The 14,935-nt window shown below is 61.9% G+C and carries 11 protein-coding genes; 5 read left to right on the top strand and 6 right to left on the bottom strand.

The annotated features are described in order from the left end of the window. Window positions 1-62 precede the first annotated feature (62 nt). From ACILSE_RS08130 to trpS, 3 genes are all read left to right on the top strand, one after another. Window positions 63-914, top strand: a complete 852-nt coding sequence (locus ACILSE_RS08130; protein WP_395716877.1) for a metal ABC transporter permease — start codon at window positions 63-65, stop codon at window positions 912-914. Then, entirely contained in the window at window positions 911-1,741 is an 831-nt protein-coding gene (locus tag ACILSE_RS08125; RefSeq protein WP_395716876.1) for a metal ABC transporter permease, read from the top strand. Before ACILSE_RS08130 ends, ACILSE_RS08125 begins: the two co-directional genes overlap by 4 nt. 141 nt (window positions 1,742-1,882) lie before the next feature. Continuing rightward, window positions 1,883-2,848 (top strand): tryptophan--tRNA ligase, encoded by a 966-nt coding sequence (trpS, locus tag ACILSE_RS08120; protein WP_395716875.1) that lies wholly within the window; start codon window positions 1,883-1,885, stop codon window positions 2,846-2,848. Window positions 2,849-2,865: 17 nt separating this feature from the next. Here trpS and xylB read toward each other — a convergent pair whose 3' ends face one another. From xylB to ACILSE_RS08095, 5 genes are all read right to left on the bottom strand, one after another. Next, window positions 2,866-4,362, bottom strand: a complete 1,497-nt coding sequence (gene xylB / locus ACILSE_RS08115) for a xylulokinase (protein WP_395716874.1) — start codon at window positions 4,360-4,362, stop codon at window positions 2,866-2,868. Between the two features lie 77 nt (window positions 4,363-4,439). After that, on the bottom strand, window positions 4,440-4,895 hold the full coding sequence (locus ACILSE_RS08110; RefSeq protein ID WP_395716873.1) for a hypothetical protein: 456 nt from the start codon (window positions 4,893-4,895) through the stop codon (window positions 4,440-4,442). 54 nt (window positions 4,896-4,949) lie between these two features. Next, a complete protein-coding gene (locus ACILSE_RS08105) occupies window positions 4,950-6,617 on the bottom strand; it encodes an ABC1 kinase family protein (RefSeq protein WP_395716872.1) in 1,668 nt (555 codons plus the stop codon). Between the two features lie 112 nt (window positions 6,618-6,729). Continuing rightward, entirely contained in the window at window positions 6,730-8,220 is a 1,491-nt protein-coding gene (locus ACILSE_RS08100; protein WP_395716871.1) for an FHA domain-containing protein, read from the bottom strand. Window positions 8,221-8,309: 89 nt separating this feature from the next. Next, a complete protein-coding gene (locus tag ACILSE_RS08095; protein ID WP_395716870.1) occupies window positions 8,310-10,730 on the bottom strand; it encodes an FHA domain-containing protein in 2,421 nt (806 codons plus the stop codon). A 158-nt stretch (window positions 10,731-10,888) separates the two neighbouring features. Here ACILSE_RS08095 and ACILSE_RS08090 point away from each other — a divergent pair, with 158 nt between their 5' ends. Then, window positions 10,889-12,334 carry a DEAD/DEAH box helicase gene (locus tag ACILSE_RS08090; RefSeq protein WP_395716869.1) on the top strand — a complete coding sequence of 482 codons (1,446 nt, stop codon included), beginning with the start codon at window positions 10,889-10,891 and terminating at the stop codon, window positions 12,332-12,334. 61 nt (window positions 12,335-12,395) lie between these two features. Here ACILSE_RS08090 and ACILSE_RS08085 read toward each other — a convergent pair whose 3' ends face one another. Next, window positions 12,396-13,823 carry a hypothetical protein gene (locus ACILSE_RS08085; protein WP_395716868.1) on the bottom strand — a complete coding sequence of 476 codons (1,428 nt, stop codon included), beginning with the start codon at window positions 13,821-13,823 and terminating at the stop codon, window positions 12,396-12,398. 169 nt (window positions 13,824-13,992) lie between these two features. Here ACILSE_RS08085 and ACILSE_RS08080 point away from each other — a divergent pair, with 169 nt between their 5' ends. Next, window positions 13,993-14,934 carry a ThuA domain-containing protein gene (locus ACILSE_RS08080; protein WP_395716867.1) on the top strand — a complete coding sequence of 314 codons (942 nt, stop codon included), beginning with the start codon at window positions 13,993-13,995 and terminating at the stop codon, window positions 14,932-14,934. Window position 14,935 lies beyond the last annotated feature (1 nt).

The following is a 14,935-nucleotide window of genomic DNA, read 5'->3' as shown; positions in this document are numbered from 1 at the left end:
TTCCCGCCAATCGCGCTTCGCTATTTATTCGTCATTCGCCATTCATCATTCGTCATTTCACCATGTCCAGCCTCCTGACTCCCTTCGAGTACGAGTACATGGTGAAAGCCATCCTCGTGAGCGGCCTCATCGGCGGCGTGTGCGCGTTTTTATCGTGCTTCATCACGCTGAAGGGCTGGTCGCTCATGGGAGACGCGCTCTCGCATGCGGTTGTACCTGGCGTGTCGCTCGCATGGCTGCTGGGACTGCCGTTTTCGCTCGGCGCGTTCGTCGCGGGCATCCTCGCGGCCTTGGGCATGGGGTGGGTGAAAAACAACTCACGACTGCGCGAGGACGCGGTCATCGGCGTAGTCTTCACCAGCTTTTTCGCGCTCGGCCTGCTGCTACTCTCGCTCTTCCCGAGCAATCTGAACCTGCGCACGATCATCTTTGGCAACATCCTCGCCATCTCCGATCCCGACATCCTCCAGGTGCTCATCATCTCCACCGTTTCGCTCCTCGTGCTCGGTCTGAAATGGCGTGACCTGCTCCTCTACTGCTTCGATGAGGGCCATGCGCGCAGCCTTGGCCTCAACACACGCTTCCTGCACTTCCTGCTGCTCGCGCTGCTCTCCGCCACGGCCGTCGCCGCCTTGCAGACCGTCGGCGCATGCCTCGTCGTCGCCATGCTCGTCACGCCAGGAGCCACCGCGTATCTGCTGACCGATCGCTTTGGCAGAATGCTGGCCATCGCCTCGCTCACCGGCGTCTTCTGCGGCGTGGCGGGCGCTTACGCCAGCTACTTTCTCAACGGCTCCACTGGCGGCTGCATCGTCGTGCTGCAAACCCTCGTCTTCCTCGTCGCACTCATTTTCGCGCCCAAACACGGCCTTCTTACCGCCCGTGCGCAACGCCGCGCCGCCGCATCCGCATGAACCTGCTCGCCCCCTTTCAATACAGCTTCATGATCGAGGCGCTGCTCGTCGGCGCTCTCGTCGGGGCGGTGTGCGCGGTGCTCTCCTGCTATCTCATCCTCAAAGGCTGGTCGCTAATGGGCGACGCCATCTCGCACGCCGTCCTGCCCGGCGTGGTCGGTGCTTACATGCTAGGCCTGCCGCTGGCCGTGGGAGCCTTTGTCTCCGGCCTGTTCTGCGCCACGGCCACCGGTTGGATCAAATCCAACACACGCATCAAGGAGGATACCGTCATGGGCATCGTCTTCACTGGCCTGTTCGCCCTTGGCCTCGTGCTATTCACGAAGGTCGAGACGGAGGCCCACCTCAATCACATCCTCTTCGGCAACATTCTCGGCATCGAACGTGACGACATGATCCAGACCATCGCCGCCTCCCTGTTGACTCTGCTGGTCATCTTGCTCATGCGCAAAGACCTGCTGCTCTTCTGCTTTGATCCCGCCCATGCCGGTGCCATTGGCTTGAACACGAAGCTGCTCTACTACGTGCTGCTCAGCCTGCTCGCCGCCACCATTGTCGCCTCGCTCCAGGCCGTTGGGATCATCCTCGTCGTCGCCATGCTCATCACGCCCGGCTGCACCGCCCGGCTGCTCACGGATCGTTGTGATCGCATGCTGCTCATCGCCGCCGGTTCGTCCGTGTTCGCAAGCTGCCTCGGTGTTTACGTCAGCTTCTTCATCAATGGCGCCACCGGAGCCTGCATCGTGCTCGCCCAGGCCGCGCTGTTCGCGCTGGCCTTCGTCTTCGGGCCGAAACACGGCCTGCTCGCAGCACGCCGGCTGGCCTGACCTGCAGATTTTCGCCAGCAGCGCCCCTTCGGCCCTCTCATTCGGCATTCATCCTTCGCAGTTTTGCTACGGAGAACGGATTCGACATTCCGCATTCGTCATTCAAACTCCGCCTCCATCTCCCAGACACCTTTCAAGACCATGCGCATCCTTTCCGGCCTCCAACCCAGCGGCAGACTTCATCTCGGCAATTTCTTCGGAATGATGGAGCCCGCGCTCAAATTGCAGCACGAGGGCGACGCCTACTACTTCATCGCTGACTACCACTCGCTCACCTCCGTCCACGATGGCAAGGCGCTGCGCGAATACGTGCGCGAACTGGCCGTCGATTTCCTCGCCTGCGGCCTCGATCCGGACAAATGCGTCTTCTTCCGCCAGAGCGACGTGCCGGAGCACTGCGAGCTCTCATGGATCCTCAGCACGGTCACACCGATGGGCCTGCTCGAACGCTGCCACAGCTACAAGGACAAGATCGCCAACGGCATCAAGCCCTCGCACGGCCTGTTCGCTTATCCTGTGCTCATGGCAGCCGACATCCTCATCTACGACAGCGATGTGGTGCCCGTCGGCCGCGATCAGAAGCAGCACGTCGAGGTCACCCGCGACATCGCCGTCAAGATGAACGAGCTTTACGGCGAAGGCCTCTTCAAGCTGCCCAATCCGCGCATCAAGGAGGAGACTGCCGTCGTCCCCGGACTCGACGGCCAGAAGATGAGCAAGAGCTATGGCAACACCATCCCGCTTTTTGAAGAACCCGGACCGCTCAAAAAGAAGATCATGGGCATCAAGACCGACTCCACTCCCGTCGAGGCGCCAAAACCCGTCGAGGGCAGCAGCATTCTCGCGCTCTATAAACTCGTCGCTTCCGAAGCCGACTACAACGTGATGGTGAACGACCACCTCAACGGAGGCGTCGGCTACGGCGACTTCAAAAAGCGCCTCCTGCAAGGCGTCACCGACTATTTCGCCCCCTTCCGCGCCCGCCGCGACGAGATCCTCGCCGACAAAGGCTACGTGGACAAAGTTCTCGCCCAAGGCGCCGAGAAAGCCCGCGCCGTCGCACGCAAGACTCTTGCACGCGTGCGTGACGCTGTGGGCTTGGGTTAACGACTTGATTTAGTTGGTCAGAGCCAGCCGGTCTGGTTCAGGCGTCCGGTCAGTTCCATCTGTTTTTCGAGCTGCGCGGCGTAAAGCTCGGCGCGTTCGGCATTCGGGCGGCAGCGGGTGGATTCGTCGAGGGTGACGAGCTTGGCGCAGAGCTGGTCGTAGGTGACCTTGCCGGTTTGATTGCCATGCACATAAGCGGCCTGGATCGCGCCGCCGAGCGCGGCACCCTCGCTGGTGTTGAGCGTGACGACTTCGGCGTTAAAGCAGTCGGCGGCGATCTGACGCCACACGCTGCTCTTGCTGCCGCCGCCGGTGAGGCGGATTTCGGTCGGGTTCATGCCGAGATCGCGGAAACGCTTCAAACCGTAGGCGAGACCGAGAGTGGCACCTTCCACGGCGGCACGGGCGATGTTGGTGGGGGCCATGTTCGTCGGACGCAGGCCGTGAATGACGCCGGTGCCGTTCGGCAGGTTCGGTGTGCGCTCGCCATTGAGATAGGGCAGGAACATCACGCCGTCCGCTCCTGCAGGCGCGGACTTCACGGCGGCTTCGAGCTGGCGCAAATCCCAGCGGAACATCTCGCGCACCTGCTCGGTGACGACGGTGACGTTCATCGTGCAGACGAGCGGCAGCCACTGGTCTGTGCTGTCGCAAAAAGCGGCCACCTCGCCCTGGCCATCGACCACAGGAGAATCTGCCACGCCATACAGCGTGCCGCTGGTGCCGAAGCTGGCGGTGACGACACCGGGCTTGATGTTTCCGGTGCCGATCGCGCCCATCATGTTGTCGCCACCGCCGGCGCTGACGACGACATCGAAGTTCAGGCCCCATTTCACGGCCAAGTCCTTGCGGATGGTGCCATGCATGGATTTCGACGAGCCGAGCGGCGGCAGCATCTCGCGCACACGCGGGTCGATGAAGTCGCAGATTTCATACGCCCACTGACGCGTGTTCACGTGGAGGATGCCCATGCCGGAGGCGTCGCCGTATTCCATGCGCTTCACGCCGGTAAGCCAGAAGTTGATGTAATCGTGCGGCAGCAGGATGGTCTTCGTTTTGGCGAAGTTGTCCGGCTCGTTCTGCTTCAGCCACAGCAGCTTCGGAATCGTGTAGCCCGGCAGCATGGCATTCCCCGCGAGCGCGATCACACCCGGCTGGCCGCCGAAATGATGCGCGATCTCCGCGCACTGCGCCTGCGTGGAAGTATCGCACCACAATTTGGCCGCGCGCACCGGCTTGTCGTCCGCGCCGAGCGCCACGAGGCCGTGCTGCTGACCGCTGACGCCGATGCCGGCGATCTTCGCCTTGTCGTGGCCGATTTGTTCAAGGCACTGCCGCACGCAGGCGTCCACGGCATCGAGCCAGAACTGCGGATCTTGTTCGAGATGCCCGGGCGGCAGCCCCTCGATCAAATCATACGTCGAGTGGGCGGAGGCGAGGATTTTGCCCGTTTCGAGGTCGAGGACGATGGCCTTGCTGCTCTGGGTGCCGCTGTCGATGCCGAGGAAATACATGAGTGAACTTGAAGGTGGATGGTTGAATAAGTCGGAAGTTTTTCGACCAGATGGTTTCAAGTTCCAAGTTCAAAGTTTCAGGCGGGGGCTTTTGCCTCCGCATACAGCCGGATGACGGACTCCCGCGTCAGCACGATGAGCGTGAAGATGCCAAGGATCGTGCCGAACGGGAAGAACAAGCAGAGGAAGCCTGAAACGACGATGGAAAAGGTACGGTTCACCCGGCGCTGGATGAAGCGTCCGGAAATCACCGTCAAAACGATGGCAGCCAGCATGAACACCCCGGCGATCACATAAAACCACTGGAAGATGCCAAAGAACTGCTGCGGATCGAAGGGGAAAGGCTGGCCGCTTTTCTGCGCATTTTGCATTTCCTTCATGAACTCGGGATTCGTGAACACCATGCGCATGATCGCATAGTGCAGCGGGATGAAGGCGGACATCATGAGCGTGAGGCCGGCCTTGATGTAATGGCAGATCACGAGCGTGCGCAGGTGCTCGGCGTCCTTGCTGGGAATGGGCGGTGGTTGCATGGCTGGCAGGGTGAGATGTGACGAGTGTCTGAAAAATCCCGCCGCGCTGCAATCTCAATCCTTCGACTGGATGTTCCCGGACTTGCGGATGGCCCGCAGGAGCCGCCAGCCGAGGAAAAGCGATAGCACATAGCCCAGCGCGCCGAAAACGGACACGCCGTAGAGCAGCGGCGGCGCCTCGCGGCTCCACAACTCGCTGGAGCCGAGGAAAATCGCCGCCGTGAGGATGCCGAGCACAAGGCGGTTCACGATGGGATCCAGATGACGGTGGTCGAGATGCACCGTGAGCGTGCCGTCGCGAAAACGCGCCAGCAGGTCGGCCAGATCACGCGGCAGCGCCTTCAGCAGGTGATCCCAGGCGCGGAAGGCCCGCCGCGCGCGTTTGGCGACGCGCCCCGGCGAGAAACGCCGCAGCAGCAGACGCGAGCAATAAGGCTGCATCAGCTCCGTGAGGCTCACTTCCGGGCTGAAACGCCGTGAGGTGCCCTCCAGGACGATGATGGTCTTCAAAAGCAACGCCAAGGCCGGCGGCAGCACGATGTGGTGGCGCCGGATGATCTCGACGAGACTCGACAGCGCCGCGCCGACATGGATTTCATTCAGCGGATGGCCGGTGTAGTCCGCCATGAAGTCCTGAAGATCAGAGCGCAGTTTTTCACGCGAGCAGGTGGGAGGCACCGCGCCTAGACGCAGCACCTGCTCGGACACGAGCGAGGAATCATTCTCGACGATGCCGACGAGCAGGGATTCCACCTCATCTCGCAAATCCTCGTCGATACGGCCCACCATGCCGCAGTCGATGACGCCGACGATGTTGCCCGGCAGCAGGATGAGATTCCCGGGATGCGGATCGGCGTGGTAGAAGCCGTCGCGGAAGACCATTTCGAGATACATGTTCGCGCCACGGCGGGCGAACTCGCCGAGATCCTCGCCGCTCTGCCTTAGCGCGTCGATCTCCGTCCCGCGGATCCCCTCCAGGCGCTCCATCGTCACAACCTGATGCGAACAATAATCTCCGAACACCTCGGGAATGCACACCGTCGGCTCGTCGGCGAAATTGCGAGCGAATTCCTCCAGATTGCGGCGCTCGTAGGTGAAGTCGAGCTCGCGCAAGAGCGTTCGGCGGAACTGCCGCACGACAGCCACGGGCTGGTAGGCTCGCAGAGCGGGCGAGTGCTTTTCCAGCAGCTCCGCGAGCGCCTGCACGATCTCCAGATCCGTCGCCGCCTGCTCGGCCACACCGGCGCGGCGCACTTTGACCACCACACTGCGGCCGGTGGGCAGCAGAGCGGCGTGGACTTGCGCGATGGAGGCCGCCGCGAGCGGCGTGTCGTCGAACTCCGAGAACATCTCATGCACCGGCCTGCCGAGCTCCTTTTCGATCGTCGTCCGTGCGATCTCCGCGCTGTCGGCGGGCACACTGCATTGCAGTTGCGCCAGCTCGTCGGTCAGCTCCGGGCCGAGCAGGTCCGAGCGCGTGCTGAGCATCTGCCCCAGTTTGATGAAAGTGGTGCCCAGCTCGGTGAGCGCCATGCGCACACGGGCTGCTGTGGTCACATCGCCGATGAGCGCGTGCCCGTCGGAGCTTTTGAGGCGGTCCTGAAGCCAGGCGTATTGAAATCCTCCGAACAAGTCCGCGAGCCCGTACTTGCCGAGCACCGTGGCGATTTCCGCGATGCGCTTTGCATGGCGCTCGAGTCGGGACAGTGCGTCGATCTTCATGGCCGTGCAATCTCAGCGTCATCGGCACGGATGACAACACGCTTCACAGCCCACCTTTTGCGATTTTCATCCCGCCAGGCCGGAAGGCGTGCTCGTCATTCCTTCCGCGATTTCACTTTGGCGGCGGTGACGGTGCCGCCTTGGCACGCTCTGATTTCATCAAAACGGGGGCCAGTTTCACCGGTTCCACCTGCACGATGACCGGCGTTGAGACGGCGGCGGCCCATGAACCTGCGGCGCTGTCTGCTTCTCCCGGAATGTGCGGCGCGGGAGCCTTGGCGTCACGCAGCGCGGTGATTTTTGCCTGGAGCTCGTTTAACTCCCGGCGGGCCGCCTCGACCTTGCCCATGATCTCCTGATGCTCCTTGGCTGCCGCATCAGGCGTTGGTGTGTCTTTTTTCGATGTTTTGCGTTTGGACACGGCTAGTTGCGGCACGGACTCCGCGGCCAGCGCGGCGCGATGACGCTCCTCAACGGCCGCAAGGCGCTGCCGCGCGTCTGCGAGCTGCCGCGTCACATCCGCAAGCTCCTCGGATTGCCGCTCGATCTCGGTCCGGCGGGCCGTGGCTTCCTCAAGACGGCGGTTTTCAGCCTCCAGCGCGCTTTTTTGCGCGGCGATTTTTTTTTGGCATGCGGCCAGTTCCTCATTGCTGCGTTGCAAAGCTCCCTCTGACGCCGCGGCCTGCTGCTCCAGCTTCATGAGGAGGGATTCGAGGTCTTTGACGGCGGACTCGTCCATTTGCCTTTTTTTGGCAAGCTCGGCACTAGAAGCGGTCAGGGCGGACTGCCGGGCCTCCTCCTCCTCCTTCACATTCTCCTCCAGCTTGATGATTTGCTGGCGCAGGGAGTTCAGCAGGGCCTCGTCCTGCTCGCACTCGTCACGCACCTGCTTGAGGCGGGCCGTGAGGGCCTCCACCTCACGCGTGATGGTGGCGGACTCGGCGGTGAGGCGTTTCACCTCGGCGGCTTTTTCGACATGCTGGGCGTTCAGGCTCTCCAACGCGGCGGTCTTGTCCTGATGCTGGACTGAAAGAGCACTGACAGACTCCGTCCATTCACGATGCGCTGCCTCCGCTTCGCGCACAGCGGCCTGCACCGGGGCGAGCTGCTGCTCCTCGGCACGGAGCGACTCGATGCGGGCGAGATGCAGGGCGCGCTCCTTTTCCGCGCGCTTCTCCCAATCGCGCAATTCCTTCGCCACGGCGTCCACCGCGGCCTTCAGGCGTGCCTTCTCCGCCTCCATGCGCGCCATATCCTCCGCGTGCGCCTTGTCATCAGGTGATGTTGCTGCGGGTGTTTCCGGAGGGGCTTCCAGATCCTCCATGTCCAGCCGGCCAACGAGCGGACCGAAGGCGAGCTGGTCAGCGTGCAGCAGCGTGCAGCTTTTCTGGCGCACGCCGTTGACGAAGGTGCCGGACTCGGAGTTCAAATCGCAGACCTGGATGCTGCCGTCCGCGTTTTGGAGCAACTCGGCGTGCTGCAGGGAGATGCGCTCGTCATCCACCATCACGTCATTATCCTCAGCGCGACCGATGGTGACGCGCTCCGTGAGCGGGACCACCACTTCCTGGCCGTCTTCGAGAACAAAGGTGATTTTCGCCATGTGGATGAGCTTGATTCTTCAGGAACACCGCCAGCAAAAGCGATGAGTGGCGCGGAATCAATCGGGCTTTTGAAAAGCGCGGCGGGATTTTACTCCGCCGGCTTTTTGGTCACACGCTCAAGCGCGGACTCGTAGTTTTTCAGCTCCGTCTGGGCCAGGTCGGCCTGCTTGCGCAACGTGCTGCGCTGGCGTTCAGCCTCGACAATGTCGGCCCGCAACTCGGCAAGCTTGCGCTCCATTTCAGCCAGCCTCTCGCGGCGTTTTTCCTCCTCCGCCTGGGAAATCTCCATGGTGCGCTGCAAGGCATGGTAGCGCTCCTCCTCCTGGCGCATTTTCGTCTCGAGATGGCGTGTTTGCTCCCGCAGCATGGCGTCCGCGGCAGGACTGGAGCGGCCAGGACTCTCGTGACGAATGCGTTCCAGCCGCAGTTGCTCGATGCGGGCCTCCTCGCGCTGCACGCTCTCCCGCAGATGCGCGAGACGCGCGCGCAAGGTCGTCTCCTGCGAACCACCGGGGAGCAAAACACTGCCCGTGCCCCTTCCTGGGCGCGCCTGTGGCACGGGGATGGCCACGCGGGAAAGCTGCGGCTGTTCCGACCCGGCCTGCGTGCGCGCGGTGGTGATCAAATCATGCAACCCGGCCTTTTCTTTCTCGATCTCATGCCACAGGTCACGCGCCTCGACGGAATCCTGCGGCAGCATGGCGAGGCGCGCGTAAAGCTGGTCCATCGCCTCCTTCCAGTCCCGCAGCGGCGTGAGTTTGGAAACGAGATCGTCCAGCTCACGGCGTGTGGTCTCGAGGCTGGCGTCCAGCCGCTGCTTCTGCGCCGTGTGCTCTTTCTCCGCCTCGGCGGCAAGCTGGCGCACTTCCTCAAAACGGAGGCGCTCAGCACGCTCGGAAGCGGCAAGCGATGTCAACTCGGCACGTAAATCCTTCTCGCGGGAAAGCAGCACCTCAAGCCTGCCCTTCGCAGCGCTTTCCTCTCCACCCAGGCTCTTGATGGAGGCTTCATGCGTCGAAATCCGCGTCTCGCAGTCCGCAACGGCCGACTTTGCCTCCGCGAGCCTTTTTTCAGCACCATCGAGACGATCCTTCACATCCACCAGTTTCTGCTCCGCACCGGCAAGCTCCACGCACTGCCGTTCGATATCAGCCCTCCGAACCTTCGTTTCTTCAAGGCTCCGGACCTCGGCCTCGAGCATGCCCTTGCGTTCGGCGAGAGCCTTCTCACAGGAGGCGAGATCATTGCGGACGTTTTGCAGAGCCTCCTCGCCGCTCTGTTTTTCAGCGGCGGCCTTCACACGGGCTTTCTCCAAATCCGCGACGCGGCATTCGAGTTCCTTCACCAAAGTCTCACCACTCCGCTGCTCCTCCACCAGCGCCGCGATCGTGTTGGAAAGCACCGCATGCGACGCCTCAGCCTCGCGGCAGCGGGCCAGGGCATGAGCCAGCTTTTCCTCCATTCCGGCGAGTTCCTTGATGTGCGCCTCGATCTGCGCGCGGCGTTGGGCGAGTTGCTCAAGCTTTTTCTCCGCCGTCTTGACCTGGTCCTCGCGCACCTCGGCCAGTGCCCTGCTTTCCTGGGCACGCTCCCTGGTTTCGGCAAGCTCACGGCGCAAATCATCGAGAACAGCCTCGTCGTGCGCGCACTCGGCCCGGATTTTCTCGAGATGCGCCAAAGTCTGGTCCCGGTGGGCGATCAAGCCCTCAAGCTCCTTTCTCGCTGAAGCCACGTCATTCCGAAGGAGCTGCAAGTCCGCCGCCTTTTGATCATGCTGGGAAATGAGACGCTGAAGCGCGTTGTTTTTCTCCTCATGCCGGACCGCAAGCTCGTGGATGGATTTCACCCACTCCTCACGCGTGGACTCCGCCTCTTTGACCGCGGCCTTCAAGGGCATGAGCCTCTCTTCCTCGGCACGCAGAGATTCCACGCGCGCATTGTGCTGCGCGCGCTCCTTTTCCGAGCGCTGCTGCCAGTCCCGCAGATCTTTTTGCAAAGCATCGACCTCCGCATGAAGACGCGACTTCTCAGACTCTAGCCGCGCCATCTCGCTTTGATGAGCCGCGTTGAGACGGGCCAGCATCTCATCCGGCGGCAGCGCGGTCTGTTTTTCGGCGACGGAGTTTTGTTTCGCCCCCCGGTCCTTCTTTCGCGGGCCGATCCTGCCGCCATTTGACGATTTGAGGTCGGCGCGAGCCGTTGAGACGCTGTTGGACGGACTGCCTTCAAGGTCCAAAACGGCGGACAGCGGCCCGAAGGCAAGCTTGTCGCCATGACGGGCGGTGTGGCTGCGCACACGCTCCCCGTTCACAAACGTCCCCGCCGCGGAGTCCGTGTCGAACACTTGAAAGCTGCCGTCCGCGTTGCGCACCAGTTCGGCGTGATGCTTGGAGATGCGTTCATCATCCACGACCACGTCATTGTCCTCCCCACGCCCCAGGGTGACCCGCTCCGTGAGCGGAACCACGATCTCCTGGCCGTCTTCGAGAACAAAGGTGAGTTTTGCCATGTTTGCGCGCTGCTGGCTGCGGCAGTTTTGAAAGCAAACTCGAATACGGGCGTCGAATCAATCAGGCTTTTGCCAGATGCGAAAAAGAAGCTCTCCCCGGCTTTCTTCCCTGCAGTTAAACCTCTCGCATTTGCCTCGAGCCTACCTTATGGGCGGTCATGCCCTTCAAAGCCCTCGGCCTCGACCCGAACATCCTCAAAGCCATTCAAGAAACCGGTTACACCGAGCCCACGCCGATCCAGGCTGCGGCGATTCCAGTGGTCATCGCAGGTGGAGATGTGATCGGCATCGCACAGACCGGAACCGGCAAAACCGCCGCCTTTACGTTGCCGATCCTAACCCGACTGACGGCGCATCCAATCCCCCAAGGCCAGCGCCGTCGCACCCGAGTGCTCGTGCTCGCGCCCACGCGTGAACTCGTCGCGCAGATCGAGGAAAACGTGCTCGCTTATGCCAAACATCTGCCGCTGAAGATCGCGAAGGTGTATGGCGGCGTCGGCGAAAAGCCGCAGAAGGATGCCTTGCGTGCTGGCAGCGACATCGTCATCGCCTGCCCCGGCCGTTTGCTTGATCTCATGGGCCAGCGCTGCGCGGACTTCTCCCAGCTCGAATACCTCGTGCTCGATGAGGCCGACCGCATGCTCGACATGGGCTTCCTGCCAGACATCCGCCGTGTCATCAATCAACTGCCGAAGAAGCGCCAGACGCTGATGTTCTCCGCCACGCTGTCGAAGGAGATCGAGGAGCTCACGCATGAGTTCCAGCACAGCCCGAAGATCGTGCAGATCGGCAAACGCTCGAATCCTGCCGAGACCGTGACCCAGCTCGTCTATGAGGTGCCAAAGCATCTCAAGATGGCGATGCTCGCCCATCTGCTCGAAGACGAAAAAATGCAGATGGTGCTCGTCTTCAGCCGCACGAAGCACGGCGCGGACAAAATCGCCCGCAAGCTCGAGCAGGGCGGCGTCAAATGCGCCACGCTGCACGCCAACCGCTCGCAAAACCAGCGCCTGCGTGCACTCGACGACTTCAAGTCGGGCGCGGTGCGCGTTCTCGTCGCCACGGACATCGCCGCACGCGGCATCGACGTCGATGGCATCTCGCACGTCGTGAACTTCGACTTTCCGCACATCGTGGAGGACTACGTGCACCGCATCGGCCGCACGGGTCGTGCCCAGGCCATCGGCGATGCCATCAGCTTTGTCTCGCCAGATGAAATGAGCGATCTGAAAAAACTCGAACGCTTCATCAATCGCGGCCTGGTGCGCAAAAAGGCCGAAGGCTTCAACTACAACGCCACCCCTGGTGCTTTCGGCGATGAGTTTGCCGATCGTCCCCGAGGTCCCCGCCAACGCCAGCCTCAGCAACGCCGCCCGCAGCAGAACCAAGGCGGAAACCGCCAAGGACACCCGTCAGGCCAAGGTGGCGGTCGTCAGAATGATCAACGCGGCCCACGTGACCAACGCCAGCGCCGGAGCGATGACAATCGCCCTCAAAGTCAAGGTGGCGGTCAGCGTCGCGATTCACAGAACCGCTCGCAACGCGATGAAAAACCCAAGGCAGGCGTTCGGGGCCTTTGGAATCGACTGACGGGCAGGAAGTAACAGCGCGGGGATATTCGCGCCAGCGCTCTGTGTCATTGTGTGAAAGGCGTGCCGACCGCGATCACTTCGCAAACCACCCTTTCGCATACGGATTCGTCGCAAAGAACTCCAACAACTGCTTCGCCACTTTTTCGCGGCCGCTGTTGCTTGGATGCGTGCCGTCGCTGCCGAAGTCGTCCTGGGTGTATTTGAGGTCGTCGAACTTGCGGCCCTTCTCACCTTCGGCCCAGAGATACGGGCCCCACAAGAGCAGCGGTGATTTATCGAGCGCGAGGTCGGCATCGCCGGCGATCTGCTTCTGAATGAGGTGGCGCACGGCGAAGGCACCTTCATAGGCGTAAGGCTCGGGATTGAGGCCGGTGCTCGCATAACCCGCGTAAATGCGGCTGCCGAGGTAGGCGATGCGCAGGTTCGGGAAACGTTGCTTTAGGTTGTGAAGCACCTGGATCGTATCGGCCTCAAGAGTGGCGAGATGATCCGACTTCGAGCCAGCGGGACCGGCATTGGCAAGCTTCACCCAAGCGACCTGCACCTGCTGCGGTGTGACCTCGGCGCGTTGCAGGCGGCTCATGGCCTCGTCCCAGTTCCGGCCCTCAGGACGCGCCCAAGCGGCCATGGTCTGGCCGCCCTGGGCACAATCGACAATCGTGAGCTTGTCCGACTTACGCTTGTCGCCATCGGCGATGCTTTTGAAGAACGAGAATTCCTGCGTGGCGTTCGACATGCTGATCGAAATGAACGCGATCTTGCCATTGCCGGACGGTTTCCCGTCGGCATTGAGCGGCTGGATCTGCGCCAGGGCTTCGGCCGCGGATTTTTTCAGTGCCTCGGGCGGTTCATTGCTGCCTTTGCCATACAGGCCGCCGTCTTCACCTTCGTACTTGTCGTCCGCAGACATGTCGGTGAGTGGCGTGAGCGATGACGGGGCTTTGCGTTGGTTTGCGACACCTCCGCGGCCACCTCCTGCACTGCCACTACCACCGCGACGGACCTCCTTCGCGTGATCGAGGAACTTCTGATCGGCTTCGCTCAGTTTCTCGCCACTTTGCTCACGCCGGAAAAGATCCTGGGCCTTCCGCCAGTCGATGCCATCCGAGGAAGGTGCATTTGCGCTGGATGGCGGTGGACTGCCGCCATTTCGCTTCGGAAAAGCGGCGCGTGCTTTGTCGAGATACGCTTTTTCCTCCTCACTGAGCTTCTCACCCGCACTGTCGCGCTGATGAAGTTTCTGCGCCCGCTCCCAGTCGATGCCGTCCTGCCCCTGCGGTGGGAGATCGCCACCGCCGCCCTGCTTTTTCATCTGCGCATCGTGCGCGGCCCGTGCCCTCTCGATGTAAGCCTCCTCATCGGCAGTGAGCGTGCCGCCACTCTGGTGTTTCTCGAAAAGCTGGCGCGCCTTGTCAAAATCGACGGACGCGTCGGACGACTGGCTGCGCAGTGTGGCTGCGCCGAGGAGGGAGACCAGGGCGAGGAGGATGGTTGTCTTCATGGTAAGGGCATTGAACACCGCCTTCGCGGTTTGGATTCATCCGAGTCTGATCGCGAAAAGACAGGTGTCAGATAAAAAGGCTTTCATTCATCGGCCTGAGCCTGCTGCAAGAGCGCCTGCGGGCTTTTCGTCTTGTGTTCCTCACGCCAACCCGTCACGCTTCAAGATCATGTCACGCTTCCTTGCCCTGCTTTTCCCACTGCTCGCCACCGCGTCTCTCCAGGCCGAACTCACCGCCGAACAACAGCAGGTGCCGCTGGAACAAGCGCCCGCCGATGCGAAGGCCGCGAAGATCGTGCTGATCGCCGGAATGCCGAGCAACAAACCGGGACAGCACGAGTATTTCGCTGGTTGTGCCTTGCTCCATGAGTGGTTGAAGGCCGTTCCGGGCGTCGCTCCGGTGATGGTCGCTGAAGGCTGGCCGAAAAACGAAGCCGTGCTCGATGGCGCACGCTGCGTGCTGCTGTTCATGGACGGCGGTGACAAGCATTCCTTCCTCGAACCATCACGCTGGGCCACAATGCAGGCACTTGCGAAGGCGGGCACCGGCTTCGTCATCCTGCATCAAGGCGTGGACTGCAAACCAGAGCGTGCAGACGCTTTCAAAGCGATATTTGGAGCCGCGTTCCAAAGCGACATCGGCTGCCGTGGTCACTGGGATGTCGATTTCACGACCCTACCGACGCATCCGATCCTCCAAGGCGTGAAACCCTTTCCGCTGCTCAAGGACGGCTGGCTCTACAACCTCCACTTCGCCGACAAAGGCGTCACGCACCTGCTGCAATGCGCCATGCCCGACAGCAGTCGCAAAACAGCAGACGCCAAGGCTCATGCAGGTCGCGCTGAGACGGTCGCATGGAGCTACGAGCGTCCCGACGGCGGCCGCAGCTTCGGTTTCACCGGCTGTGACCTGCATGCGAACTGGGCCGAGGCCAATCAGCGCTGCCTGCTGCTCAACGGCATCCTTTGGTGCGCCAAACTCGACGTTCCGGCGAACGGCGTGTCCTCAGAAACCACACCGGAACACATCGCTAAGAATTGGGACCGCAAAATTTTCGCGGCGAAGGCCAAGAAGACCGACGCCGCGAAGAACCCAAAGAAGCCTGATTAAG

The organism is Prosthecobacter sp., from assembly GCF_044236155.1.
GTDB lineage: Bacteria > Verrucomicrobiota > Verrucomicrobiia > Verrucomicrobiales > Verrucomicrobiaceae > Prosthecobacter.
Note: the sequence above shows the minus strand (reverse complement) of the source record. Positions and strands in the feature narration are given on the sequence as shown.

Bases quoted from the DNA above. Each gene is read 5' to 3' on its own strand.
- ACILSE_RS08130 (WP_395716877.1), top strand. From the start codon at position 63: ATGTCCAGCCTCCTGACTCCCTTCGAGTACGAGTACATGGTGAAAGCC.
- ACILSE_RS08125 (WP_395716876.1), top strand. From the start codon at position 911: ATGAACCTGCTCGCCCCCTTTCAATACAGCTTCATGATCGAGGCGCTG.
- trpS (WP_395716875.1), top strand. From the start codon at position 1,883: ATGCGCATCCTTTCCGGCCTCCAACCCAGCGGCAGACTTCATCTCGGC.
- xylB (WP_395716874.1), bottom strand. From the start codon at position 4,362: ATGTATTTCCTCGGCATCGACAGCGGCACCCAGAGCAGCAAGGCCATC.
- ACILSE_RS08110 (WP_395716873.1), bottom strand. From the start codon at position 4,895: ATGCAACCACCGCCCATTCCCAGCAAGGACGCCGAGCACCTGCGCACG.
- ACILSE_RS08105 (WP_395716872.1), bottom strand. From the start codon at position 6,617: ATGAAGATCGACGCACTGTCCCGACTCGAGCGCCATGCAAAGCGCATC.
- ACILSE_RS08100 (WP_395716871.1), bottom strand. From the start codon at position 8,220: ATGGCGAAAATCACCTTTGTTCTCGAAGACGGCCAGGAAGTGGTGGTC.
- ACILSE_RS08095 (WP_395716870.1), bottom strand. From the start codon at position 10,730: ATGGCAAAACTCACCTTTGTTCTCGAAGACGGCCAGGAGATCGTGGTT.
- ACILSE_RS08090 (WP_395716869.1), top strand. From the start codon at position 10,889: ATGCCCTTCAAAGCCCTCGGCCTCGACCCGAACATCCTCAAAGCCATT.
- ACILSE_RS08085 (WP_395716868.1), bottom strand. From the start codon at position 13,823: ATGAAGACAACCATCCTCCTCGCCCTGGTCTCCCTCCTCGGCGCAGCC.
- ACILSE_RS08080 (WP_395716867.1), top strand. From the start codon at position 13,993: ATGTCACGCTTCCTTGCCCTGCTTTTCCCACTGCTCGCCACCGCGTCT.